The 26,262-nt window shown below is 48.5% G+C and carries 23 protein-coding genes; 10 read left to right on the top strand and 13 right to left on the bottom strand.

Features of this window, described 5'->3' with window-relative positions; genetic code table 11:
- Positions 1-13: 13 nt before the first annotated feature.
- Together ACP5D4_RS05505 and ACP5D4_RS05500 are read left to right on the top strand one after the other, a co-directional pair.
- Positions 14-439 (top strand): PD-(D/E)XK nuclease superfamily protein, encoded by a 426-nt coding sequence (locus tag ACP5D4_RS05505; RefSeq protein ID WP_428010626.1) that lies wholly within the window; start codon positions 14-16, stop codon positions 437-439.
- 141 nt (positions 440-580) lie between these two features.
- Positions 581-763: a hypothetical protein gene (locus tag ACP5D4_RS05500; protein WP_428010625.1), complete on the top strand. Its 183-nt coding sequence runs from the start codon at positions 581-583 to the stop codon at positions 761-763.
- A gap of 8 nt (positions 764-771) precedes the next feature.
- Here the strand turns inward: ACP5D4_RS05500 and ACP5D4_RS05495 are convergent, their stop codons facing one another.
- The 8 genes from ACP5D4_RS05495 to ACP5D4_RS05460 all read right to left on the bottom strand — a co-directional run bounded on the left by ACP5D4_RS05495 (position 772) and on the right by ACP5D4_RS05460 (position 10,277).
- Positions 772-1,983, bottom strand: coding sequence for a DNA cytosine methyltransferase (locus ACP5D4_RS05495; RefSeq protein ID WP_428010624.1), 1,212 nt, complete (start codon positions 1,981-1,983; stop codon positions 772-774).
- Between the two features lie 5 nt (positions 1,984-1,988).
- Entirely contained in the window at positions 1,989-2,900 is a 912-nt protein-coding gene (locus ACP5D4_RS05490) for a XamI family restriction endonuclease (RefSeq protein ID WP_074170972.1), read from the bottom strand.
- 74 nt (positions 2,901-2,974) lie between these two features.
- Positions 2,975-6,082: an efflux RND transporter permease subunit gene (locus ACP5D4_RS05485; protein ID WP_428010623.1), complete on the bottom strand. Its 3,108-nt coding sequence runs from the start codon at positions 6,080-6,082 to the stop codon at positions 2,975-2,977.
- A 108-nt stretch (positions 6,083-6,190) separates the two neighbouring features.
- Complete coding sequence (locus ACP5D4_RS05480; RefSeq protein WP_428010622.1) at positions 6,191-7,771, bottom strand: efflux RND transporter periplasmic adaptor subunit; 1,581 nt, start codon at positions 7,769-7,771, stop codon at positions 6,191-6,193.
- Positions 7,772-8,068: 297 nt separating this feature from the next.
- Positions 8,069-8,353 (bottom strand): hypothetical protein, encoded by a 285-nt coding sequence (locus ACP5D4_RS05475; RefSeq protein WP_428010621.1) that lies wholly within the window; start codon positions 8,351-8,353, stop codon positions 8,069-8,071.
- Between the two features lie 2 nt (positions 8,354-8,355).
- Positions 8,356-8,955 (bottom strand): hypothetical protein, encoded by a 600-nt coding sequence (locus ACP5D4_RS05470; RefSeq protein WP_428010620.1) that lies wholly within the window; start codon positions 8,953-8,955, stop codon positions 8,356-8,358.
- A 6-nt stretch (positions 8,956-8,961) separates the two neighbouring features.
- Positions 8,962-10,059: an AAA family ATPase gene (locus ACP5D4_RS05465; RefSeq protein ID WP_428010619.1), complete on the bottom strand. Its 1,098-nt coding sequence runs from the start codon at positions 10,057-10,059 to the stop codon at positions 8,962-8,964.
- 80 nt (positions 10,060-10,139) lie between these two features.
- A complete protein-coding gene (locus tag ACP5D4_RS05460; RefSeq protein ID WP_428010618.1) occupies positions 10,140-10,277 on the bottom strand; it encodes a hypothetical protein in 138 nt (45 codons plus the stop codon).
- Between the two features lie 84 nt (positions 10,278-10,361).
- On the opposite strand from ACP5D4_RS05460, the gene ACP5D4_RS05455 reads away from it, so the two are divergent.
- Positions 10,362-10,532: a hypothetical protein gene (locus ACP5D4_RS05455; protein WP_428010617.1), complete on the top strand. Its 171-nt coding sequence runs from the start codon at positions 10,362-10,364 to the stop codon at positions 10,530-10,532.
- 67 nt (positions 10,533-10,599) lie between these two features.
- Positions 10,600-13,602, top strand: coding sequence for an aminomethyl-transferring glycine dehydrogenase (gene gcvP, locus ACP5D4_RS05450; RefSeq protein ID WP_428010616.1), 3,003 nt, complete (start codon positions 10,600-10,602; stop codon positions 13,600-13,602).
- 124 nt (positions 13,603-13,726) lie between these two features.
- On the opposite strand, the gene ACP5D4_RS05445 is transcribed toward gcvP, so the two are convergent.
- Both ACP5D4_RS05445 and ACP5D4_RS05440 read right to left on the bottom strand, forming a co-directional pair.
- A complete protein-coding gene (locus tag ACP5D4_RS05445) occupies positions 13,727-14,404 on the bottom strand; it encodes a DUF4276 family protein (protein WP_428010615.1) in 678 nt (225 codons plus the stop codon).
- Positions 14,405-14,409: 5 nt separating this feature from the next.
- On the bottom strand, positions 14,410-15,702 hold the full coding sequence (locus ACP5D4_RS05440; protein WP_428010614.1) for an AAA family ATPase: 1,293 nt from the start codon (positions 15,700-15,702) through the stop codon (positions 14,410-14,412).
- Positions 15,703-15,852: 150 nt separating this feature from the next.
- Between ACP5D4_RS05440 and ACP5D4_RS05435 the strand changes: the two genes are divergently transcribed.
- The 4 genes from ACP5D4_RS05435 to ACP5D4_RS05420 all read left to right on the top strand — a co-directional run bounded on the left by ACP5D4_RS05435 (position 15,853) and on the right by ACP5D4_RS05420 (position 22,491).
- Entirely contained in the window at positions 15,853-16,410 is a 558-nt protein-coding gene (locus ACP5D4_RS05435) for a hypothetical protein (protein WP_428010613.1), read from the top strand.
- Between the two features lie 219 nt (positions 16,411-16,629).
- On the top strand, positions 16,630-17,028 hold the full coding sequence (locus ACP5D4_RS05430) for an MAPEG family protein (protein ID WP_428010612.1): 399 nt from the start codon (positions 16,630-16,632) through the stop codon (positions 17,026-17,028).
- Between the two features lie 79 nt (positions 17,029-17,107).
- Positions 17,108-19,576: a primosomal protein N' gene (priA, locus tag ACP5D4_RS05425; RefSeq protein ID WP_428010611.1), complete on the top strand. Its 2,469-nt coding sequence runs from the start codon at positions 17,108-17,110 to the stop codon at positions 19,574-19,576.
- A gap of 752 nt (positions 19,577-20,328) precedes the next feature.
- Positions 20,329-22,491 (top strand): Z1 domain-containing protein, encoded by a 2,163-nt coding sequence (locus ACP5D4_RS05420; protein WP_428010635.1) that lies wholly within the window; start codon positions 20,329-20,331, stop codon positions 22,489-22,491.
- A 225-nt stretch (positions 22,492-22,716) separates the two neighbouring features.
- Here the strand turns inward: ACP5D4_RS05420 and ACP5D4_RS05415 are convergent, their stop codons facing one another.
- From ACP5D4_RS05415 to ACP5D4_RS05405, 3 genes are read right to left on the bottom strand one after another with little or no spacing between them, the layout of a single operon-like run.
- Positions 22,717-23,079, bottom strand: coding sequence for a hypothetical protein (locus ACP5D4_RS05415; protein WP_428010610.1), 363 nt, complete (start codon positions 23,077-23,079; stop codon positions 22,717-22,719).
- Between the two features lie 60 nt (positions 23,080-23,139).
- Positions 23,140-23,382 carry an antitoxin gene (locus ACP5D4_RS05410; protein WP_428010609.1) on the bottom strand — a complete coding sequence of 81 codons (243 nt, stop codon included), beginning with the start codon at positions 23,380-23,382 and terminating at the stop codon, positions 23,140-23,142.
- On the bottom strand, positions 23,382-23,900 hold the full coding sequence (locus ACP5D4_RS05405; RefSeq protein WP_428010608.1) for a UvrD-helicase domain-containing protein: 519 nt from the start codon (positions 23,898-23,900) through the stop codon (positions 23,382-23,384). Before ACP5D4_RS05405 ends, ACP5D4_RS05410 begins: the two co-directional genes overlap by 1 nt.
- A gap of 692 nt (positions 23,901-24,592) precedes the next feature.
- Here ACP5D4_RS05405 and ACP5D4_RS05400 point away from each other — a divergent pair.
- Positions 24,593-25,360, top strand: a complete 768-nt coding sequence (locus ACP5D4_RS05400) for a hypothetical protein (RefSeq protein ID WP_428010607.1) — start codon at positions 24,593-24,595, stop codon at positions 25,358-25,360.
- Between the two features lie 28 nt (positions 25,361-25,388).
- Entirely contained in the window at positions 25,389-26,201 is an 813-nt protein-coding gene (locus ACP5D4_RS05395; protein WP_428010606.1) for a hypothetical protein, read from the top strand.
- Positions 26,202-26,262: the final 61 nt, after the last annotated feature.

Genomic DNA, 26,262 nt, shown 5'->3' with positions numbered 1-26,262 from the left:
ATAGGGGAAATCCATGGCTAGAAATACGGGAACCGGGGCAGTATTAGAAAGCATGATTTTGCCGAGTTTGTACCGGGGAAAATACGCCTGCGAAACCCAGAAAATCATCGGAACTCGACCGGGAGGAGGCCGCCATAAAATCGATGCCGTTGCCACCTCACTGCATTCTCGCCAACAATTTCTAATTTCATTAAAATGGCAACAATCGGGGGGAACCGCCGAACAAAAAGTTCCCTTTGAAGTAATTTGTCTTCTCGACGGCATGCGTCAAAGCAGCGGTCGATATCAAAAAGCCTATTTAGTCTTAGGCGGTGAAGGCTGGTCGTTACGCGAATTTTACGTCAGTGACGGCTTAAAAGAGTATATCGACTATCATCCCTATGTTCGCATCGTAACCTTAGAAAAATTCGTCGCCTTAGCCAATTCCTCCCAACTCTAATCGGCGAGTTGCGTTCGGTTTGAATGAATAAGGCGTTGCAGTTTAAGAATTTTTTAAAAGTCAGTTCTCTTGACGTCCGTGCAAGGTGTGATATAGTCGTGTCCGAGTCGATCGCCGAACCTTGAAAGCTATTTCGTATCGATGAATACTAATTTCAACAGCCAACTCAACTCCGAGGAAATCAAGACTTTGATTTCTCAATTTTCTGCGGATGACGTACTGGAGTTGAAAGAAAGTTTGGAAGATTGGTTAGAGTCTACCGCCACCGTATCGAGTGAAGAGGCGGGATTGTCGGAATTGGGAGAGGGAGAGCAAGTCAGCTAGTTCTCGTTTTAACCCGTTTTAGCTTTCTGCTTGCGTTGGCGGCTGTCGCGATTGCGATCGTTCTCTTTTCTAGTATATTCAATATAATCGTAAAACTTTTTCGGCATCGGAATTTTCTGCGGTGGTAGACTTTCATCGACCGTTTTCAAATATCGGATGAATTCTTGACCCAGAACCTCTCCGAAAATCGTGGGAACAGCGTTCCCCACTTGCTTGTACTGTTGCGCTTTCGTTCCGCAAAATCTCCATTGAGGGGGAAATCCTTGCAGTTGTGCGACTTCCTGAAGCGTCAACCGTCTTAACGAACCATCTTTGAGGCGAATCCAATCTTGAGATGACGAACCCGTGACAGTTCTCGCCGGAAGTTGGGTATCGGCGATAAAGGTACCTTGTCGATATCCCCAATGTCCGCCGGGTCGCGTCGATTCCACAACTCCCGAACTTTTCAAGCCAGATCCTTCGGGAATATCTTTTAACTTTTGTGCGAGTTCTGGTGTCGGTCGAATCCAGTTATCTGAATTGGAATCGGCGTATTGTTCGAGAAATTCTCCCAGGCTTTTCCAAGGTTTTAAGGGTTGATGGAGTAAATCCAGTTGAACGGCGTCCCCTGCTTTTCTGGAAAACGTGGCTGGGGGAAATAATGGTGCAGTTCCATGTTTGACTCCCATGATAAAACAGCGAACTCGTCTCTGAAAAGCGCCGTAATCTGCTGCGTTGAGTAAATCGACGCGACAGGAGTAGCCGATGGCTTCAAAGGATTCGATTATCGTTTTAATGACACCGCCGGGAATGCCGTTTTTGTCTTTGGCGGTGACGAGTCCTCGGACATTTTCAAATAGAAAACATTTGGGTTGCAGTTCGTCTACGATTCGGACAAATTCTAGAAATAATTGCCCTCTGGGGTCGAGGACACTTTGCATTTTTCCAGAACTGCTAAAGGTTTGACAGGGTGGACCGCCGACAACGAGATCGATCGATCGTCCTTGCGATAAGTCTTGTCCTGAGAGTTTGGTAATATCGCCAGGGACAATTTTCGTATGTTCGAGAAATGTGCGATTTTTATGTTTGATGGGAAGTTGTTGTTTTTGGTTTTCTCGTAGGGTTTGACAACAGACTTCTTCTACGTCGTTGGCACCGACGACGGTAAAGCCAACTCGTTCTAAGCCGATATCTAAACCCCCGGCACCGGAAAACAGGCTGACGACTGTAAAATTAGACATCGATGTTATTCGCTCAAAAACTGACTGATCTCTTCTAGCCCATGTTCCCAGAATACAATATGACCCGAGGATATCAAAGATTCAACCTCTGAAATTGGTATGAATCCCGCCAAAACTGCACCAAACACGAAATTTTCACCAAAGGAATTTTTCCACTCTTGCGCTTTGTCGCGACATTCCTTGATTCGTTTAAAGGCATCGATGCGAACGCCAATCGCTTTCGCTTCGAGTAGCATTAACTTTTTGCTTTTTTTGAGACGGATTGCAAAATCTGCTTTTTGGATGTTGTGTCCTTGAACCCTACATTCTCGCGAATACTGTCCGGGCAGTAAATCCGTAATTTTACGGATAGTTGTTCGAGATGCAACTTCTATGTATCCGGCTTGAGAAATGGCTAATGCAATTTGATTTTCTTGTAAATCCTTTCTCCAGTTCCTGAAAGCTGTGATTGAATTTTGATTTCCAATTAACGAGCAAGTCCATTGTTTAGCATAATGCCGAGCCAATTGAAGTTGTTCGCGATCGAGGTCAGTATTATGCCACACAAAACGGTTGCGATCGAGGTTGTTTGAAATAATATTTGCAATACCAGGGGCAAGTTTTATTAGTCGCGAATATTGAAGTCTAGTTTGAATTTTTTGATGTTCATAATTAGCAGTTGTACGAAGTCCGACTAGCTGACCTAACTTCATTTGACTTAAGCAAGGAATCGTACAATATCTTAATATTTTAATAATTCGACTATCTTCCAGAATACAAGATTCAGTTATAAACTGAAAGCCGTGAGTTAAATCTTCTGCAATATCGTAAATCTCATCGCATCGATCGGCTGCATCTACATAAAGCTGCTGAGCCATGTCAAAATAGATTTCAACTTCGCGATTCTCTGAAATTTTACAGTTTTCTTGATAGTTCATTGCAATCGATCGATAACCTAAAAAGGTCAGGCAGAGCCTCTTCAGACTCCACCTGAAAACAAGACGGCGACAAACTACCGACTCAATAACTTCGGTAAACGGAAAAGTTTCAATCCACCTGAAAGCGTTTCTCGAAACGAACCGTTGAAATTGTCGATGTAGGTAAACAACACCGGAACCACCACCAGCGTTAACATCGTCGAAGTGGAAAATCCGCCAATGACCGAAATCGCCATCGGGGAACGCACCTCGCCGCCAGCACCCAACTCCAAGGCAATGGGTAACATTCCCGCAATCGTCGAAATGGCGGTCATGAAAATCGGACGCAATCGCGATACTCCCGCTTCTACAATGGCTTTGAATTGCGGTAAACCTTGCTTCTCGTTGGCTAAGGCGCAATCGACGAGGAGAATGGCGTTTTTCGTCACTAATCCCATTAATAAGACGATGCCGATGAGGGCAAATAAGCCCAGTTCTTTTTGAGCGATTAACAAGCCTAATAACGCTCCGCCGATGGACAAGGGTAACGCTACCAAAATCGTTAAAGGATAGAGGAAGTTGTTGTATAACAACACCAGAATGGCGTAAATACACAACACTGCAAACGCTAACGCTCCTAAGAAACGACTGAATACGTCGATCATGATTTTGGCGTCGCCCGATGCCTGTTGGTATACTCCAGGGGGTAAGGGATTCATGGCGGGGAGGGCTTGCACGGCTTCGACGGCGTCGCCGAGGGAAATGCCCTGTAGGTTGGCTTCGATCGCCACTTGACGCGATCGATCGAATCGATCGATCTGGGCCGGACCGCTACCTAACGTAATTTGCGCCACAGACGACAACGGCACCAACGACCCCGATTGAGTGGGAATTTCTAACGTTCGCAAAGTATCCAAATCGTGGCGGTAAGGTTCGGCAATTTGCACGCGAATCGGAATTTGACGATCGGGTAAGTCGAATTTGGCTAAGTTGGCTTCGATGTCTCCGAGAGTGGCTAAATTGGCAGTTCGGGCGATCGACTGCACGGAAACCCCCAAATCTGCCGCCCGTTCCACATCCGGTTTAATCAAAATCTCCGGTTTCACCAAACTGGCACTGGATGCGACTTCCACCAAACCGGGAATCTCCCGCATTTGGCTTTCGAGGTCGTTCGCCGCTTGCATCAACGCCTCGGGATTGTCGCTTTTCAGGACGATCGAAAGGTCTTTACTGCTACCGCCAGCCCCCGAGGATTGGAAGCTAATTCGTGCGCCGGGAACTTTCGCAAAATCCGGGCGAATCTGTTCTTCATATTGTTGCTGGTCCACCTCGCGATCGCCCTTGGGTTTCAAAATTGCCGTAATCGTGGCTTCGTTGACGCGACTTTCCGAACCGCCGCTACCGAGGGTTATAAATACGTTTTCTGTAGCGGGATGTTCGAGGAGAAGACTCGTGAGGCGATCGCTCACCGTCTCCGTTTCCTGCAACGTCGCCCCTGGCGGGAGTTCCACGTTCACCGTACTAATCCCCTGGTCGCCTTCGACGAACAGTCCTTTGGGAATATACGGCACTAACTGCAAACTGCCAATGAAGAACACCACCGCAATTAATAACGTGGTGATGCGGTTGCGTAACGCCCAGGTGAGAACGCGGCGATAGGGACCCGGTTTCGGCGAGGGATTCATCCTATCTGGTTGGCAAATCGCCGAGGCTTTGGGTTTGAGGAGATACGCCGACAGCATCGGCGTCATCGTCGTGGCCACCAACGTCGAGAACATGGTGGACACCGCCACCGTTACCCCAAACGGTTGGAAAAACTGACCGGGAACGCCGCCCATGAACGCCACGGGCATAAATACGGCGACAATGGTGGCAGTGGTGGCGACGACAGCTAAACCGATTTCGTTGGCGGCATCTAACGCCGCGTTAAAGGGCTTTTTGCCCATTTTGAGGTGGCTGTCGATGTTCTCGATCATACAAATGGCGTCATCGACGAGGTTCCCCACCGCCAACGCTAACGCCAACAGGGTCATGCCGTTGAGGGTGTAGTTCAACAGTTGCATCACCATGAAGGTGGGAACGATCGACAGCGGTAATGCCACCCCGGTAATCAGGGTTGCCCGCCAGTCGCGGAGGAAGAAGCCGACGGTGATGGTGGTGAGGAGACAGCCAAAGACGAGGGCATCGATCGAGGCTTGGTAGGAATCGCGAATTTCGTTGGCGCGGGTGAAAATCAGATCGATGGCAATGTCGTCGGGGAGAACGCCGGAGGTGAGTCGTTCCACCTCTTGACGCACTCCTTCTTCAACGGACACTAAACTGGTTCCGGTACTCCGCAATACGGAGAACGCCACCACGTTTTCTTCTCCGTCGCGGGTGGCGAACTTCGCCATTTGTCGGGGATCGGCGAAACTATCTTCGACTTTCCCCAAACTGGAAAGGGGAACGGAACCGCCGCTGGGGAGAACGATGCGATATTGTTGCAAGTCTTCTACGCTGGGCGCACTTCCCAGGGTGCGGATGCTTTGTTCTTGACCCCCCGCTTCCGAACGTCCGCCGGAGAGGTTGGTGTTGAAGGCGCGAATTTGGTCGTTGACTTGGGTGGCGGTGATGCCTAATGCTTGGAGGCGTTGGGGGTTCAGTTGCACGCGAATTTCACGATCGACCCCTCCCGTGCGTTGAATTTGCGCCACGCCGGATACTTGCAAGAGGGCGCTGCTAATGTTGCGATCGACCAGTTGACTGAGTTCTTCAACCGAACGTTGGCTCGATCGCACCGCGTAACTCATAATCGCACCCCCTGCGAACTCCAACCGCTGCACGATGGGTTCGTTAATATCCTGGGGTAAATCCTGGCGAATTTGCGAAACGGCGTTGCGAACGTCGTTGGTGGCGCGATCGGTATCGGTTCCCAAATCGAAGTTAATCGTTGTCACCGATACGCCGTCGTTGACGGTGGACTGCAACTCGTCGATATTTCCCAATCCGGCGACGGCGTCTTCAACTTTCTGCGTCACCTGAGATTCCAGTTCCGCCGGACCCGCCCCCGGTTGGGTGACGGTAATTTGCACCACGGGAACGTCGATGTTGGGGGTGTTGTCGATTCCGAGGCCGAAAAACGAGGCCATCCCCACGAGACTGAGGATAATAAATAGAACGAGGGTAGGAACGGGACGTTTGACAGACCAGGTGGAAAGGCTCATGGTTTCTGGAGATGAGGGGGGCGAGGAGATGGGGAGATGAGGGGATGATGAGGTGAGGAGATGGGGAGATTTCACATCATCACATCATCCGGTTGTCGCATCATCGGGTTACGGTTCGCGATCGACGATCGCCACCAAATCGCCGTCTTTGAGGTATCCTGCACCAGAGACAACGACGCGATCGCCTGGGTTTAAACCGCTGAGGATTTCGATTCGCGATTCCGTGAGGGTTTCGCTGTTTCCGAGGACTTCGCCCACTTCCACGGTTACGGCGGTGACGGTGTTATCCGGGTTGAGGCGGAAGACGCGGGCGGTGGCGTCGGCTTGCGGAACGATCGCGCGGGCGGGAATCGTCAACCCTTGGACGGTGTTGGTGGTAATCTCCGCTTTTAGGAACATCCCCGGACGCAGTAAATCGCTGGCGGGTAAGTCGATTTCGACGGTGGCTTCGCGACTTTGGGGGTCGATCGTCGGTAAAATCTCTCGAACTCGTCCGCGCAAGTTAATGCGAGAGTCGGCGTCTGAGGTGATGGTGACGGGAGAACCCGGACGAATTAACGGAAGTTGCGTTTCGGGGACGGTTAACTGTAACTCTAGCTGTCCGTCGGCGATGAGGGTAAACAACTGTCCCGAGGGACTGGTGACATCTCCCACGCGGGCGTTGCGTTCGGCGATAATTCCGCCTTTCGGCGCGAGAACGCGGGTTTGGGCGATGCGAGTTTGCAATTCTTGGACGACGGCGCGATTGTTCTGCACCCCAGCTTCGGCGTTTCCGACATCCGCTTGAGAAGCGTCGATTCCGGCGATGGCGCTGTCGAGTCTGGCTTGGGCGCTTTGCACGTTGGCTTCGGCGTTGGCGACGTCGGCTTTCGCACTTTGCACGTCGGCTTCGGCCACTTGCAAGTCTTCGATGGCTTTGTTGTATTCCTCTCGCGCCGTCCGCACGTCCGTTTGACGCAGTTCTGCTTCCTGTTGGCTGATGGCACCTTGGGCGGCGAGGCGGTTGTAGCGATCGACTTCCCGTTGGGCTTGTTCGAGGTTAGCTTCGGCTTGGGCGATGGCGGCTTTGGCGCGATCGCGGTTGGCTTCGGCTTGCAGAACCCGGCTTTTGGCTTGCAACACGCCAGTTTTGGCCTGGGCGAGATCGGCTTGGGCTTGGCGGCGCGTCGATTCGGCTTGGGTGATGTCGGCCACGGCGCGATCGACTCCCGATGTGGCTGAATCGACTTGAGACAGCGCCCCGGCTAACTGGGCTTGCAACACGGAATCGTCGAGGAGGGCGAGGACTTCTCCGGCTGCGACTCTGTCGCCTTCCTCCACCCGCACGTCTACGATTTGCAATCCGGTAATTTGGGGCAAAATCGGCAGCAAATCGTAAGCTTGGACGGTTCCCGTGGCGGTGAGAGTCCGCGCGACGGATTCGGCGGTGACGGGGGCGACGGTAACAGTTTGGGTGGGGGCGGTTTCAGTTTCCTGGGCTTCGGCGGGGGCGTCGGAAGGTTTCCCTGAGAGAAGCTGTCCGCCTACTGTGGCGAGGACGATTCCCACGCCAACCCCGACGAGGATCGATCGCCAACCGCCCAATCGTGGGGGTTGCGGTTCGGGTTCGATGGGTTGAAAGTCGTTGTTGGGGGGAATGTCGGTTTGGGGAGGGTTGCGATCGGGTTGGGAGGATACGTCGTAACTCACGGCCTGACTCTTGTTAGGGGTTGGGATTCTTGAAGGGTTCGTGTTAAACGAGGGTTTTATTAAGAATTGTTGCTTTCATTATAAAGGAGTCGATCGATATAAAGGTGGACTGGGGCGCGATCTCTGGGGCGGTCGATCGAAAATTTTTTCTTTTATCATAAAACGGCAAATAAGTCAACGCTTAAAGCGAGTGAATTCACGAAAATTAAATAATAGATGACTCTAGATCCCCGGCATCTCCAAGATGCCGGGGATCGGGTATGGAAAGTATCGATTGGAAATTTGGCGGCAAACCACTTAATCCTCCAGCAACTCTTCTATTCTTGCTTTTAATTCCATCAAATCGGGATGTTGAGTAAGATCGAGTCGATCGATCGCCCATTCAAAAAAACTCGACAGAGAAATGTAGTGCGATCGTTGTCTCTGCATTTCTTTTTGAAGGTCTTTTCCGTGGAACCAAATCAAATAGCGGTTTGCTTCCCAAAATTCATCCTGACTAAAATCGTGTTGATAAAAAGTTAAACGGTGTTGGAAATTTTCAGGTGTTACTGAAAGCGCCGCCTGTCTAAATCGATCGACCAATTCTAACCTCTATTTTTGCAGTCTTGAAGCGTCAAAGACTCCGGAAGTTTACCACTGCCACCTGCCCAAGTCGTTTTGAGTTGTTCGCGAGCTGCACTGGTTTGCAATAAATCCCCCAAAGCCCAACGTACAGCCTGGTAGAACTTTAAGCTTTTTGCACTCGTTTCAATCCAGTCGGCGATCGCTTCAATACCAGGCGAATCTCCATGTCCCCATTTCGATGCAGTCTCAAGTTTTTCTTGAAATTTTTCTCTCCAGTATTGATGGATTAAAATCGGATCTAAAAGATAATTTTCGATGCCAGAACGATACGTGGTGATAACCCTCCGACTTCTCCTCCTATTGCCCAAATGGAGTAATTGACTGTTTGGGGTAGGTTGGACATCGAAATCTCGATCTCGAAAAACAATATATTTCTGATTTTTGGGTTCTTCTGGAAAAAAGTATCCCTGAGCAAATATAGAAAAGGTAAACTTTCCACCTGCTGAGACAATCGTGCATCGATCTGCCGCTATTTCTTCCGTTATTTTGGACAGTAATCGATAGTCCAAGCTAGTTTGCTTCCCTTCACAAAAAAAGAAAAATTCCACGACTAACAACACTCACGCTCACACCTCAAGACGAATAATATGAGATTCTGGGACAAGTTGTTCGATATAATCCGAATGAGTGGTAATGATAAATTGGTTGTTTTTACCCAGCTTGGGCAAAGCTCTTAACAAGGCTTGTTGCATGGGTGGATGTAAGTGCAATTCCAACTCGTCAATCAAAATAACTGAATTGTGGATATTCCAACTTGCAAAATCCATCAATATAGGAAATATTGCCCGTTCTCCTCCTGACATTTCTGAAATTTCATACTGATTTTTACCATCATAGAGATAAAACCAAGGCTCGCTTAAAATATCGTCAATTTCAGCTCGCGGTACTGGCCCTTCAAAACTTCGTTCTGGAAACACAGTTTTATAGGCTTGTTCGATCTCGGCATATAAATCCTTCTGTCCGGGGCGTAGCTCTCGAATTTTTCCGCCTACTAAATCCTGATGAAATTGTCGCCACTTTGACAATCTATCTCGCAAAATATCGTTAGTAATTTCAATCTTGTTTTGGGGGTTTTCAGGCGTCAAGCTCGTGGAAGTTCTCTGTTCGGTGTACCAAAGGATCGTACCCACTTTTTTAAACACTTGGAATCCTTCAAAACGAACCAGTTGTTTCGCATATTCTCGTCCTTTAAACTGAAATAATTCCGCCGCAGTATTCGCCTGCACTTTAATATCTTTCCATTGGAGATTCACCCTATGCTGAGCGGCAGGAGAATGTAAATCGCGTCCCATCTCCTGTAATTTTTCCTGAAATTCGCGAACTGCCTGAATTTCCGTAGACGAAAATTGGACTTGCATTTCAACTTCTGGCGCAAACCTTCCCCAGTTTTCTCCTAAAAGTTCGTAATAAAAACCCGGCCATTCTAATTCAGTCACATTTCCCAATCGTCCCGTCGCGACTCCTAGCGTGGCTGCAATTGCTTGTAAAACACTAGTTTTTCCCGCACCATTGTTTCCGATTAAAACAATGAGGTCTCGTGCCAATCCCGTTTCGGGATCTGTAAAATCCAATATGGGAGAATTGCGAAATTTTTTAAAATATTTGAGTTGAACTGACTGAACTTTCATGGGTGTAGTTTTTTTAAAAATACGAGTTTTCTTCAAAGATTTATCGTTGGGTGCAACGTGGCAACACGATCGCGTGTTAAATCGAGATCTTCGGCTACCTCAGTCAGCGGTGACTGTTAAAAAAACACCGATAACGGCACAGATTCTTCGGCTTCCGCGTCCCGTGTCAAGCTATCGGACAAAAACTGAATGAGATCGCGCTTTTCGTCAGGACTTAACTCCAGAAGTGTCGCTTTGAGTTCGGCAAGTGTCATAAGAAAACAAAGAACCCTTAACCTCAGTGTACTGTAGTCGCTGCGTCTTCCTCGCCTCCAGCAGTACGTTAGGGAAAAAACCGAATGGATTTGGAATTTCTAACCTGTGCGATCGATCCCCCCATTCGCTACACCCCCAACGAAGCAAAAAAAGACGAGATCGCTTCCCCAGACGATCGATCGAACCCCCATTTTCCCAAAATCCCCGACGGCTACCCCTCGATAGGATCGATCGAAGTCATTACACTGTGTTAAGAAGAGAAGCCGTCAGAGTCCGACCCTCTGACCCTCTTCTGCTGCTGACACCTTAAGAAAACGTGCCATGCTGGATTTGAACGCCACCTTCGACAACCAACCGTCCGCATCCGACGACGCCCAAACCGCGCCGCAGGCGAAGTCTGACGCCACACCGCCTAACCTGGCATTCGTCCAGCGTCACAACGGTTCCATTCCCCAAGACATCGCGCAAATGCTGGAAATCTTGGGGTACAATTCAATCGATTCCCTCATCGATGCGATCGTTCCCGCCCAAATTCGCCTCAAACAACCCCTCAACCTCCCCCAACCCCTCAGCGAAGCCCAAGCCCTACAACAACTGAGATCGATCGCCCAAAAAAACCAAATCTTCCGATCCTTCCTCGGAACGGGCTACCACGACTGCATCACGCCCCCCGTCATCCAACGCAACATCCTCGAAAACCCCGGTTGGTACACCGCATACACCCCCTACCAAGCCGAAATCGCCCAAGGAAGACTCGAAGCCCTCCTCAACTTCCAAACCATGGTGATAGAACTCACGGGGATGGAAATCGCCAACGCCTCCCTCCTCGACGAAAGCACCGCCGCCGCCGAAGCCATGAATCTCAGTCTCGGCGCGTCCAAATCCAAAGCCAACGCCTACTTCGTCGATGCAGGCTGTCATCCCCAAACCCTCGAAGTCGTCAAAACCCGCGCCAACCCCCTCGATATAGAAGTCATCGTCGGCGACTGGAAAACCTTCGACTTCAGCACTCCCGTTTTCGGGGCCTTGTTGCAATACCCCACCACCACCGGGGCAGTTTGCGACTACCGCCAGTTTATCGAAACCGCCCACGAACAGAAAGCGATCGTCACCGTCGCCGCCGACCTTCTCAGCCTCGCCCTCCTCACCCCTCCCGGCGAATTCGGCGCAGACATCGCCGTCGGAAATACCCAACGCTTCGGCGTTCCCCTCGGTTACGGCGGACCTCACGCCGCCTACTTCGCCACCCAACAAACCTACCAACGCAAAATACCGGGGCGCATCGTCGGCGTGTCTAAAGACGCCAGCGGAAAACCCGCCTTGCGTTTAGCGTTGCAAACCCGCGAACAACATATCCGCCGTGACAAAGCCACCAGTAACATCTGTACCGCCCAAGTTCTCCTGGCGGTGATGGCGTCGATGTATGCGGTGTATCACGGGCCGGCGGGTATCCGTCACATTGCCGAAACCGTCCACCAACGCACCGTTATGTTAGCCGAAGGCTTGAAACGGTTGAAATTCAGCCTCGGCGAAACCGCCGTTTTCGACACTCTCACCGTCAACGTCGGTTCGGCGGATACCATTGTGCAACGGGCGGCGAAAAACTACATCAACCTTCGCAAACTCAACGACACCCAAATCGGCATCAGCCTCGACGAAACCACCACCGACGCCGATTTAATGGATTTGTGGCAAATCTTCGCCGACAGCGACGAGTTACCCTTTACCCTCGACGAGGTTCGCCAAGTCGCCGCCGCCTCCGACTCCAACTTGGCGAAGTCTCCCTTACGACGACAAACCCCCTATCTCACCGATGCGGCGTTCAATCAGTACCACTCGGAAACCGAGTTACTGCGTTACCTGCATCGTTTGGAAACCAAGGATTTGTCCTTGACGACTTCGATGATTCCTCTGGGATCTTGCACCATGAAACTCAACGCCACGGCGGAAATGCTACCCGTCACCTGGCCTGAGTTTGGCAAGATTCACCCCTTCGCCCCCAAATCCCAAACCCAGGGCTATCAGTTAATGTTCCAACAACTCGAAGCCTGGTTAGCGGAAATTACTGGATTTGCGGCGATTTCGCTGCAACCCAACTCGGGCGCCCAGGGAGAATACGCCGGATTGCAGGTGATTCGCGCCTATCACCACCATCGCGGCGACAGCCAGCGCAACGTCTGTTTGATTCCCGAATCCGCCCACGGAACGAACCCCGCTAGTGCGGTGATGTGTGGGATGAAGGTGGTGTCGGTTCGTTGCGATAAAGCCGGAAATATCGACCTGGCGGATTTGAAGAAAAAGGCGGAGAAACATGGGGAGAAACTGGCCGCGATTATGGTCACCTATCCGTCTACTCACGGCGTTTTTGAAGAAAGCATCGTTGAAGTCTGCGACATCGTTCACCAATATGGCGGTCAAGTTTATCTCGACGGGGCAAATCTCAACGCCCAAGTGGGACTCTGTCGTCCGGGGGATTACGGGGCGGACGTTTGCCATTTGAACTTACACAAAACCTTCTGTATTCCCCACGGCGGCGGCGGCCCGGGAATGGGGCCGATTGGCGTGGCGCAGCATTTGACGCCGTTTTTACCGGGTCATTCGGTGGTGTCGCCTCACGGTGAAACGAATTCGGAGGCCATTGGTGCCATTTCCGCCGCCCCCTGGGGAAGTGCAAGTATTCTGCCGATTTCTTGGACGTACATCGCCATGATGGGGGCGCAGGGGTTGACGGAGGCGACGAAATTGGCGATTCTCAATGCCAATTACATGGCGCGTCGGTTGGATGCGTTTTATCCGGTGTTATATAAAGGAGAGTCGGGGTTGGTTGCCCACGAGTGCATCCTCGATTTTCGTCCACTTCGCAAGTCGGCGGGGATTACGGTGGACGATGTGGCGAAACGGTTGATGGATTATGGGTTTCACGCGCCGACGATGTCTTGGCCGGTGGCGGGGACGATGATGGTGGAACCGACGGAAAGCGAGTCGAAAGCGGAGATCGATCGCTTCTGCGAGGCGATGGTGGCGATTCGCAGTGAAATCGAAGCCTTGGAATGGGGCGAGGTGGACGAGTCGAACAATTTGCTCAAAAACGCACCTCATACGGCAGAATCGTTGATGTCGGACCGTTGGAACCGTCCTTATTCTCGGGAAAAGGCGGCGTATCCGGCGCCTTGGACGCGGGAACATAAGTATTGGGTTCCAGTCAGTCGCATTGATGCGGCGTTCGGCGATCGCAATTTGGTCTGTTCCTGTGTGGGGATGGAGGCCTATGCTGAAGAGACTGAGGCGGAGGATGTAGAGGACGACTTCGACGCTGATTTTTAGGGTCGAAATGGCGTAAGGTTTTGGGGTGGGTCTTCCCGCCCCAGAAGGGGGACAGTATTGGGTTGACAGTATAAGATCCCCGGCATCTTAGAAATGCCGGGGATCTGGAGGAAACCACTTACTATTACTTGTATGGATTTCCCTCTTTTTCGATTAAATAACGGAGTTTATCTCTGAAATAGCAAAAACTAGGCGATCGATTCTTGTCTATATTCATTTCAAGAGTAATTGTTTTCGCCCAAATTGTTTTCTGCTCGCCAATTTTTTGCCCTCCTAATTTCGATAAAGATTGAGAGCCGCCAGGATATACTGCATCAGCGAGTTTTTCCCAAGCTCCACAAATTTCATCGTTTTCATAGGAATTCAAAATAGAATCTTTTGCGTTTGGATAAGCTGCTTTAATTGCATCTAGATCGCCTAAATACCAGGCTTCTCCTTCTTCAATAGCAATACAGAAGTATGTTTCGGGCTTATCCGAACAGTTATCTAAACACTTTATAAGTTCTTGCCTAAATCTATGAAGACATTTATCATCTAGATCGCAAATTACGATAAGTACAGCCGAGTAGTTACTTTTTGAATAGGCGCGAAATGTCTTCCCATAGCCTTGAATAAGTTTCGGAAGCCGATCTAGCAAAATTCTTTTTTGTGCATCAGAAGATGGCTTTAAATTTTTAGGAATCTGCCCAACTCCTTTGTATGAATGAATGTAATACGTATGATTTTCTCCGATTATTTTGGGAACGAGAATATCGAGAGCATACTTTCCAGAAATATCCTCTACCAGAATCTCAAAATGCATTGTTTTTACGATCGATCTAAGTAGTCACTATACCAAAGACTACCCAGAGGCAATCCTTGATTGACAAGATTTTGTATAAGCGGATCTTCACTGGCTCGCTTAATCTGAGAAAAGCCATCTTGTCCTTTTTCTAACACCCAGACTTCTTTAGGTTCTAAGGCATCTACAAAATAGGGCTGATGTGTAGTAACAAATACTTGCGATCGACCTCGATAACCTGTGGCGTGTTCTCTAAACTCTTGAGCCAGGGTTTCTAACAGTTTATGATATAAGCCGTTTTCGGGTTCTTCTATGCACAAAAAAGGGGGAGGAGTCGGGTCTTCTAAAAGTAACAGGTAAGCAAAAATTTTTAAGGTTCCATCTGACATCTGTTGAACGTAAAATGGGTCTTGAAATCCTCGTTCATTGAATTTCAATAATAATCTTCCATCTGGACTTTTTTCGGTACTAATTTTTTCGATTCCAGGTATTTTTTTTGATATTTTATTCAGAACAGATTTAAACTTTTTACTATGTTCTCGCTCCATAAACTGCACGACGTTCCCTAAGTTGTCGCCGTGAATATTCAGACGTTTTTGCGGGCCGGCTAAAGGAAGACTGCGAGCAGCATCTGGCGTGAAGTAACTCAAATACCAATTCTCAACAAATTGTCGAAACAAAGAAATTCTAGGATGCTGTTTTAAAGCTCCTAACGTTGCAATCCCTAATTTTCTTTTATCATTCAATTCAACAACTTCAGTTTCTTTGCTCTCTTCTCGATCTTCATCTTTTTTGATTTTTTCAATTAAGTTAAATAGATCGAAATCTCCCGTATCTTCTTTGACTTGTTTTCCCTCTTCTTCGCCTTTCCAAGCAATACCTTCTCCATTGTTTAACATCAAAAAGGAAAACGGCCATCCGGTCTTTTGTCCTTTGCGTCTTTGCCTGAGTCTCTCTCGTTGTACATAAGGTCGCTTTTCAGAATCGAGATCGATCGCCAACTCGTAAGTAATCGGTCGGGCTTTGCTATCTTCTTTATAGTAGATTTCAAATTCAATCGCCCCTTCTTGTCCTTGCGATCGTATCTTCTCAAATCCGCCACGTCCTCGGGCATCACAAGCTTCTTCTACACCACTTTTCAGGCAATCTGACAGAAAGCCAAAGGCATCGAAAAGAGTACTTTTGCCGACCCCATTTTTGCCAATTACTGCTGTCATTGGCGTAAGAGGATCTACTTTTTGTGTGTTCCACAATTTTCCTAAAGTTATGTTTTTTAGCGTCCTATAGTTTTTTATTTTAAAACCCTGAATTCCAGCCATTGCCAAAAATGAGGAACGTTGAAAATAGAGATACTTTTAGGATGCAATCGATTATTGAAATGGGTTGGGGATTGCTGACCTGCCTCGTAACGGATAGACTATAGACTTACGGATAGATGATATCGTCTACCTTACTAGATGCTGGGGTATATGGCAATTCGATCGATCGCGTTGAGTGCGTCGGTTGTCCTGCTGACGGGATGTTCGGCGGCGATGGTTCCGGATTTGGAAGATCTCGCCGGGGAACCGGCTTCGTCGGCGGAAGTGGTGGCGGAGGAATCGGTGGCTTTGATGACACCCACCCCTACACCGTTGACGACGGGAAACGCAGCGTTAAATGGTTGGGAATTCCGGGTGACGGACGTGGCGTCGCCGGGAAAATCCTATCGCGGTCAGTCGGCGGTGTATAAGGCGGAAGACAGTTGGACGGTGGTATCGGTGGGGATTAAAAATGCCCATAGCGACCCCCAGGAGGCTCAGGACGCGCCGTTTTTGCTGTTTTTGGCGAAAGTTGTCGATTCGCAGGGAAACGAGTACGGCGTCTCGGAAATCGATTATAAGTACGATTTGGAGTTTTCGAGGAAGTCGTTCGCGTCGGGAGAGGTGCGATCGATGGATTTGTTGTTTAATACGCCGCCAGGGGTACGGGTGACGGAATTAGTGGTGGAAACAAGGGATTTTCGGAATCCGGTTCGCATTGGGTTTTGAGTCGAGCCGCGACGCCGGTGAGAGGAACTTCGGGGAGAAAAAATTGAGATTTCGATGTGTCAAAATATCGGATTTATGGGAAACAATACTCTGGTAAAATTCAGAAGTTTTATATTTTTCGATCGATATATAGGATTTTAGAGTCACCTTCAATTATATTGCAAACTGGATGTATATAATATTATAATTTGAGGGATATTATTGACAAGGATTTAAATTATGTATCCTTGGACGGCTTTAGTAACGGTTTCTGCCCTCCTGGTTTACTTCGTCATTACCATCAACGTGGGACGGGCGAGAGCAAAACACAAAGTGATGCCCCCAGCTATCTCGGGTAATCCAGAATTTGAAAGAGCGTTTCGCGTCCAACAAAATACGGCCGAACAACTGATTTTATTTCTACCACTCCTCTGGATTTTCTCAGTTTTTGTCAGCGAAATTTGGGGCGCTGTCCTCGGTGCAATTTGGGTTTTTGGACGCATTTTATACGCCTGGGGCTATTACCAAGCGGCGGAAAAACGGATGCTCGGATTTGGCATGGGGTCTTTAATGACGATGGCGTTATTGCTGGGGTCTCTCGTCGGCGTTGTCTGGAATTTATATCAAAAATTAACCTAGTCGATCGCCCCTCCGTGTCCTCCGTGCCTCTGTGGTGAATCGACTCCGATAAAATGAACAGAAGCACTCCCGTTTCATTATGATTGCTATTGTCGCCGAACCGCACGCCTCCTATTCATCGCCCCCTTCCACCGCCCCTTACGTGGAAGTTCTCGTCGATAATCCCGGTTCCGACAAACTCTTCACCTACCGCATCCCCGACGACATTTCCCTCAATCCCGGCGACATCCTCAGCGTTCCCTTCGGTTCCCAACAAGTCGGCGCGATCGCCGTTCGCTTCCTCGCCAATCCCCCGCAGGAACTCGACGTCAGCCGCATTAAACCCATCGATGACGTAATTTCTCCCGGTTTCTTCCCCCCGAGTTACTGGAACCTGTTGCAACGCGTCGCCGATTACTACTGCACTCCTCTGATTCAAGTGATTCGCATCGCCTTACCGCCGGGATTGCTGAAGCGATCGCAACGTCGGTTGCGACTGAACCCCGACAACATCCCCAACGGCGCCGAACAGTTCCTCAATCCCGTGGCGCGTCGGGTGTTGGAACTGTTGCAACAGTCGAAATCGGGAAGCTACACCGCCGCCTACGTTCAGCAACAAATTCGCGGGGCGCGTCGGGGAATTCGCGATCTCGTCAATCGCAGATGGGTAGACAGTTATCTCGAACCGCCTCGGGTTCCCAAACCGAAACTGCAACAGGCGGTGACGCTGTTGAACGCCAATCCTGCGGTGTATGGGGAACTGACGCCGCGACAGCGGGAAGTTTTACGATTTCTGCAACGTCAGGGGGGCGAACTCTGGCTGACGGATTTGATGCAACTGGCGCGAACCAGTCGCGGTGTGGTGGCGGCGTTGGAACGTTGTGGTTGTGTCGTGGTTGAAGAACGGGAGATTCTGCGCCGGGAGATGGGGGAAGCTGTCAACGCCGACGCCCCGAAGGAACTCACCCCCGCCCAAAGTGCGGCGTTAGAGCGGATTTTGGGCTTTTCGGGATACGCCGAAGCCTTGCTTCACGGGGTAACGGGTTCGGGAAAAACGGAGGTTTATTTACAGGCGATCGATCCGATTCTGCGTTCTGGGAAATCTGCGTTAGTTCTGGTTCCCGAAATCGGACTGACGCCGCAGTTAACCGATCGATTCCGCGCCCGCTTTGGAAAACGAGTCTGCGTCTACCATAGCGCCCTCTCGGACGGGGAACGGTTCGACACTTGGCGACAAATGCTAATGGGAGAACCGCAGGTGGTCATCGGAACGCGATCGGCGGTATTCGCCCCGCTTCCCCATTTGGGCTTAATCGTTCTCGACGAAGAACACGACAGCAGTTTCAAACAGGATCGCCCCGCCCCCACCTATCACGCGCGAACCGTGGCGCAATGGCGGGCGGAATTGGTGAATTGTCCGGTGGTGTTCGGTTCTGCAACGCCCTCGTTAGAAACCTGGTTGGACTGTCGCAGCGAGGAAAAACACTATCTTTCCTTACCGGAACGGGTTCGATCGCGTCCCCTTCCCCCCATCGAAATCGTGGATTTGCGAAGCGAACTCAAACGGGGAAACAAATCCATTTTCAGCCTTGCATTGCAAGAATCCCTCCACAACCTCTCAGAAACCGGACAACAGGGAATCCTCTTTATCCACCGTCGGGGTCACAGTACCTTCGTCTCCTGTCGCAGTTGCGGCTACGTCCTCGACTGTCCCCACTGCGACGTTTCCCTCGCCTATCACTACACCCACGAAGGGGCGACGAAACTCCTCCGCTGTCACTACTGCGGCTATACCCGCCAACATCCCCCCAACTGTCCCGAGTGTGGTTCCCCCTATCTCAAATTTTTCGGAAGTGGAACCCAACGGGTGATGCAGGAGTTGGGGCGACAGTTCCCGAATTTGAAAGCGATTCGCTTCGACAGCGACACCACGCGACGGAAAGGGGCGCATCGGGCGTTACTGACGCGGTTCGCCCAGGGAGACGCCCAGTTGTTGGTGGGAACGCAGATGTTGACGAAGGGGTTAGATTTACCGTCGGTGTCGGTGGTGGGAATTGTCGCCGCCGATGGTTTGTTGAACTTGTCGGATTACTGGGCGGGAGAACGGGCGTTTCAGACTTTGACGCAGGTAGCGGGACGGGCGGGACGCGGCGACGATCCTGGGCGAGTGGTGTTGCAAACCTACACGCCAGAACATCCGGTGGTTTTAGCGGTTCGCCGCCACTGTTACGAGGCGTTTGTGGAAGAGGAGTTAGCCCAGCGTCAGGTGTTGAACTATCCACCTTATGGAAAGTTGGTGTTGTTCCGGTTGAGTGGGTTGGATGCGGCGTTGGTGGAACGAACGGCGATGGAGATGGGGGAGGCGTTGTTACCGGAAGCGGGGTATGAGTTGTTGGGGCCGGTTCCGGCTGCGGTGATGCGGGTAGCGGATCGGTTTCGCTGGCAGATTTTGTTGAAGTTTGAGGGGGATGTGGGGATAGATTTGCAGGAGAAGATCGATCGGTTGAGGCAGATTTGTCCGCAGACGGTGAAGTTGTCGGTGGATATCGATCCGTTGAATTTTGGTTGAGTTTCGAGATCTAAGTTGGTGACAACGTTAGCGTTATCTGTGATGGCAGCAGGAGTAAGATAGGTGTGTCTATGGGGATCTTGCCAAGCTCGAAGTTCCTCATGAATTCAAAGCCCTCAACAGCCTTGACAGAGTCTAGCGGTTTTGGCTATATTGCTAAATAATCACGATACTGCAAATCTTACAATTTTATCAATTTAGTTAAATCTAAGTATAAATTGGCAAAAGTGCATGATAAACGATAGAGAATTTCTACATGGAGCTGCTTTTTTGAGGTTAATTAACATGGGCTTACCTATAACGATAACTCATGTTTCTTCGATACACCCAGCTCTATATATAGTAAAGTCAGAACAAAAGCTTTCAGGGATTCTATTCAAAGTTTCTACTAAAACTAGACCTGCTTGGTCGTTTACATTTAGTTCACAAGAAAACAAAGCAATCAATACCTTAAAAGACTCTCGTCAAAATCTGAAGTTTTTCGTTGCACTTGTTTGCCATAAAGATGGTATATGCTGTCTTTCAGAAAATCAACTTCTTTCAATTTTTGACAACTGCAAATCAAGCTTTGCAAGACAGAGGGTATCTATTTCGAGGAAGGCTAATGGAAGTTATTATGTAAGTGGTTTTAATCGATTAAGAATGCAGAAAACAGTCCCGAAAAATGCCTGGCCAAGATTAGTAGTCTAAGTCTATGGCCACTAGGATATAAATTTCAATACTTGCAGTATCTTACGAGGATTAAGTTTGTGATGGTTGACAACGGAGCCAACATCGAGACGAAGGGTTATTGCATTGACAAACTTTTGACAAGAATTTCTAAAAATATTGATGCTAGAACATCTCAACAAGTTAAGAACACTGCTTGCGAAGTAGTTCAAAATTGTGTAAAGGTTTACTCTCAAACCTTTGGTTTTGGTAATGTTGGATTAGGTGGATCAGGTATAGTCAGTAAACTACACCAGTCCGAGATACCACTAAACGGTACAACAGGATTAATTTACGGTCAGGTACAGAGTGGTAAAACCTTAACAACCATTTCTACGCTAGCCATGTTATCCGCCAATAAGTTCCAATGTTTTATTGTCCTTACTTCGGATAACACTTGGCTAGGCAAACAAACTGCTAGCCGTTTCAGAACAGAATTGGAGGGTGGACCTGTAGTATTTGATTGGGAACAGTGGAGAAAAGATCCTAAAAGTTTTGGTAAAAGTCTTAAGGATTATATCCAAGACACAGGAGTTGTTTTAGTTTCGACCAAAAACATCAAGCATTTAGAGGCTTTACGAGAAGTTTTGAATGCCGCCCAAGCAAAGGCTGTACCTGGAGTTATTTTTGATGATGAAGCAGATAACGCTAGCTTGAATACAAACGAGTCTAAGCAGGCTAAAAAAGGAAAGTCTAATGTGCCTGATAGTTCTATATTTGACATTATTGGAAAAATCAGAACGACTATACCCAATCACATTTATATTCAAATCACAGCAACTCCTCAAAGTTTATTACTCCAAAGTCTAAATCATCGTTGCAAGCCTGCATTTTGTGTACTTTCAAAGCCGGGAAGAGACTATATGGGAGGTAGTTTGTTTTTTGACGAAGAAAACTCTAATTACTGTAAGTTTTTTGATAAAAGTGAATTAGATATTTTAAAAGGTGGCAAAATAAATCCTGGCGATAGCTTGGAAAGTATTCCAAAAGGGTTGAGATTAGCATTATGTTGTTTCTTTTTGGGTTCTATGTACAAGATGTTGGAGTCAGATGACGTAAGTACAAAATATTCTTGTCTTGTCCACATTTGTTACAAGAAAATTAGCCACGAAAACATAGAAAATGTAATTCGCTACTTTGTTGTATGGCTCGATCAATCTTTAAGAAATAAGCGTTCTCAAACAGATCGAAATAGAGCTTACAAATATTTAAAAGAGGCATATCAAGAACTTAAAAATACTGCATCTAATATCCCTGATTTAGATAGGCTGATCGACGAACTAAAATATAAATTGAGAAATGCAATTCCTAAAGTTATCAATGCTGATAATCCGAATAAAGAACCAGGCTACGATTGCGGAATGAATATCTTAATTGGTGGAAATCGTCTTGGTCGCGGCGTAACCATAGATGGCTTGATGGTTACTTACTACGGACGTGATGCCAGGCAAAAGATGATGGATACAGTACATCAACATGCCCGTATGTTTGGCTATCGAACAAAACTGAAAGATGTTACTCGCCTATTTGTCCCAGAACATATCTTTAATGATTTTAGATTGATTCATGAGTCAGATGAAGGAATGCGTCAGGTTATAGGCGATAATCCTAATAATTTACCCGTACAACCTGTGTGGGTAGGCAAAGACCTAAAACCTACTCGATCGAATGTCTTAAATCCCTCTGAAATTAGCGCTTTTACCCCAGGGATATCAACTTTTCCTCGCGATCCAATGTGGAAGAAAAGCGATATTCAAGAACATACAGAAGTTTTAGATTCTTTGTTAAGAGAATACACAGAAGAAAATATTTATCATGAAGTAAATATCGATTTTTTGATCGAACTCTTGTCTCATACTCCATCACAACCGGTTATGGGATACGTCTGGGAAGATCGCCGAGTTCGCGAAGCACTTAAATCGATGAAAAAGGAGGGGATTTGTAAAGGTCGCCTAAATGTTCGTCGAGGCAAGGGTCAATCAGGGCTAAAACTAAAACGTCAAGAATTATGGACCAGGAGAAGCTTTTTTACTAGCGGATGGATCAGATATGCTCAGCACAACTATCCTGATGTACCTACGCTTATACTCGGGTATGAAAAAGGAGATAAAAAAGAAGGCTGGGACAATCAGCCTTTATATCTTCCGACACTAGTTTTTCCGAAGACTAAGTTTGTTTTCATGTTTAACTATTCTGAAGAACTTTAAAAATTCAAGGCTCTTCGGAGTTTAGGGTGACAGAAAAACTAACTTCACGAGATTTCAAAGGTTGTGGCTCTCAAATTTTCAATTTTTTGTATCAGATGATACATTTCTAGTCACAAACTCCGAAGACCCAAATTCAATTGGAGAAACAGGCAGGTGAGAAATCATAATAAAAAACTGATTTGCAGCGATGCTTGGCTGGTTCGACAACTTTGGGATAGAGGGGATTCACGAAGCCACGACCTGAAGTAGCGTTGCACTCCGATCGCTCGCCGCTTGCAGTTCGGTTTCGGTGAGGGCTTCGAGTTCGGCTGGTAACTGTCGATCGAACTCAATACCCCGATCGCGTGCCTCCCGCCAAGCTGCCATCAGTTCGGCGAGACGTTGCTTTTGTCCTTCGCTAAAGTAAGGATCGCCTCGAAAGCTTTGCAGGACGATCGTACCGCCGAAATCCGTATCGCTGAGTTGGGCGGTGAGTGCGTCGAGGGCTTGCCCTGCGGTTTTTCCACTGGATTGTTTGTCGCCAGAGATGGCGTGGTAGACAGGGGAACCATCGGGGCTTGGGATGGGAAGGATGGCGATGGTCTTCATGGCGATCGCTCTTCTTTTACTCCAATTCTACTCGCACGGTTCGATCGCGTGATGTCGATGCTACGACAAGGTAATGTTATCGAGAGAAAGAACTCCTTCATCGATATCCGGCCAAGTCTCGGTCAGTTCTGGCAAGGTTTTCAGTAGAGAAAGCAAGGAATCGCGAGGAATCGGTTCGACGATTAATCGATCGCCCTCTTTGCGTACCAACACTTCTGTACTGGATAAGGATAAGTCCGGCGGAATGGTTAACACTTGTTCTTGTCCGTTAGAAGATAGAGAAAGATGGCGTGAGTTTTGCATCAAAAAACCTCCTTGTTCGTATTGTACGAACGGGTTTGAAGTCTTCCAAAGCCTTCGCGGGTACATTCGGAAAGGTCAGCGGGTTCAAAGGAAAGGCGTCCGATTTCAATCTCAAAAAACAATTGCTGAGCCTCACGCTCTTTGGAGACCCTAAAAACTTCTTTGACGATTTCAGTACAGTCTGAATCGTCATAAATCAAGAAATTTTGAGGAATCCCAAACTGATGAGCTTCAAATCGTAAGATAGAAGCACATAATCCGTGAAAAGTTTTTATGGTTAGATAAGGCAGTCGATCGGGACAGTATAAGGATAGCCGCTCTTTCATTTCTTTGGCGGCGCGATTGGTGAAGGTTAAACATAGAATTCGCTTAGGATCGACTCCTTCCCGAATTGCCCGTACAACTCGCTCTGCTAAAACGCTCGTTTTCCCGGTTCCGACTGGAGCCAGCACCAAAATCGTACCGACTAAGCGATCGATAATCGCTTTCTGTTCTGGGTTAAGCTTGCTACTGTACATAAAAAATAGGGCGTTGGAAAAGGTTCTACGCTTTAGTCAATTCGCAATGTTTTTAAAAATTTAAAACCTGTTACAATTCCGCTGGCATTTCTCTTATTTCGATCGATCGCACTCCACCAAAAGTTTAGGGGCGATCGATCGGGTCGTCACTCTCGATCGAGACTCTTCCCCATTCTACCCAGACGCTTCGATCGCTCCCCTGACAATTGCACCCGTTCCGAGCGATCGCAGGCCGAATTGCCTCCTCGAGAGGAGCAATTGCTCCGAAAAACCCCGTCCTCACGAAAATTAGCCGATTTTACTCGAACTCACCTCCCCCTTTTGCGTGATTTTACTGAAAATATTCCAAGGTTAGTCGCAAATATTAATAATTGTAACAAAATTCGTAAAACGGTTCGTTGGAGAGCGATAAATTAGAATTGTCAAATTTCAGAACTCTATATTTTTGATAAAAAAGTCTATAAAAAGTAAATTTTTTTGAATTTTTATTTTGCGATTATCAAAAACTGTAACCCTTATCCTAAAATAAGTGTGGAGTTTTCAAGGGAGTCCCAGAACCCTCGCCCCCATAGTTTTACGGATTTTTAAAAAACGACTTTTAAGGCATCCTGATAAATGCTGTAGCTCTTTCAGATCGGGGCAACCCTTAAATGTAAACTCTTCTGAGCGAGCTTTTCTCTACAACTGCCATTATGGGCGTAATTTACATCGGCGATCGCGAAACCGGAAAAACCTCACTGGCTCTCGAACTCGCCCATCCGAACCATCAGTATGTCAGCGTTCTCTATCCTCCCTACAGCCAGTTGAAAGCCTTGCTGTACAGCGATGTAGAAGGGAGAACCACCGCCACCGATGCCAGCCAATCCATTTACGATCGCAACCTAGAAATCGAAGTGGTAGTTCCCACCCAACGCAAAAAAATTTACACCGACTGGATAGACACCCCCGGTGAAATTTGGCGATCGAGTTGGCAACAAACCAACCCAGAATTATGGGAAAATTTCCTCGAAACCGCCCGCAAGAGCGAAGGGGTTCTGCTGGTGGTTCCCCCCTACCGGGAAATTATCCGCAAAGACGATCGCATCGACCCGGAAAACTTCGTTACTCAACAACAATGGATTCGCCGATTCGATCGCTGGGTGGAATTTTTCCAACACGACTGTCCCCACGTCAAACATATCGCCCTCTGTCTCAACAAAGCCGACCTCATCGAGGGAATCGACCTCAAACGGGAAGCCCAACAACTGGCTTATCACCCGCAAAAGTCCCGCCTGAACTGGATGCAGCGGAACAACTACGTTTTCAAGCGATTCTTCCGTCCCGTTCGATCACAAATCGCCCAACTCAACCAGCGACCCTCCAGCTTAGCCGTTAAATGCTTCATCACCAGCATTTACAACCGCGAACTGCTCGAACTTCCCTGGATTTACCTGGGAACCTACCTCCGCAGCGACACCTAAACTAGCGACACCTAACCCTTTCCAGCAAATGGGAAACATCTGTATTATCGGCCCTCGGGCTTCGGGAAAAACCACCTATCTCGCCGGACTCAGCTACTTTGACGAATATCGCGGCGCTCGCAGTCGCTACAAAATCCGACCCCTCAACGACGACTCCCGCGAACTTACCGACAAAGCCGAAAACACCATCTTACAAGGCCTGTCCGTCGATCCCACTCGCCTGGGCGATCGAATCCACACCGTAGACGACCTCCCCTATTATTCCTTTCAAATCGAAATCCAAGGGGGACTGTTCAAACCCCGCAGCATCGTCCAACTCAACGTCCGCGACTATCCCGGCGAAGTTTTCGAGAAAATTCTCCACGCCAGCGAAGAAGACAGCATTTACGAAGAATTCATCGACGAATGTTTGATGGATGACGTCGAAGGTTGCTTGCTGCTGTTTACCGAATGGGAAAGCAGTAACGACGGCTTTTATAGCAAACTCATGAATCGTTTCATCGAAATGATGGACGAACGCGATCGCCTCAACACCTATCGCCTGGCCGTCGTCATGAGTAAATGCGAACGGGGCGAAATCTGGCCCGGACGACTCGACCCCGAAACCGACCTCTTTGGCGTTTACCTCAAAAAAACCCTCAAAACCCTCAAACAGAGACTTCCCCCCCAAAACCTCCGCTTTTTCGCCATGTCCACCTTCGGCGTTTTGGGACGTTACGACCCGCGACCGAACCGCGTCGACGCCTACGGAAGCGACGGACGAGCCTCGATTTTACGCGACCCCCCTCGTTGGAAACCCTACAACCTCATCGAACCCCTGTATTGGTTGAACCGTCCGTAGGGACGAACGGCGTTCGCCCCCGCCCCAAACCACAAACCGTCACATCTATATATATGTTGTT

It is taken from the genome of Baaleninema sp., from assembly GCF_049974805.1.
In the GTDB taxonomy this organism is placed as follows: domain Bacteria; phylum Cyanobacteriota; class Cyanobacteriia; order Cyanobacteriales; family Geitlerinemataceae; genus Baaleninema.
This window is presented reverse-complemented; position numbering and strand designations above follow the sequence as displayed.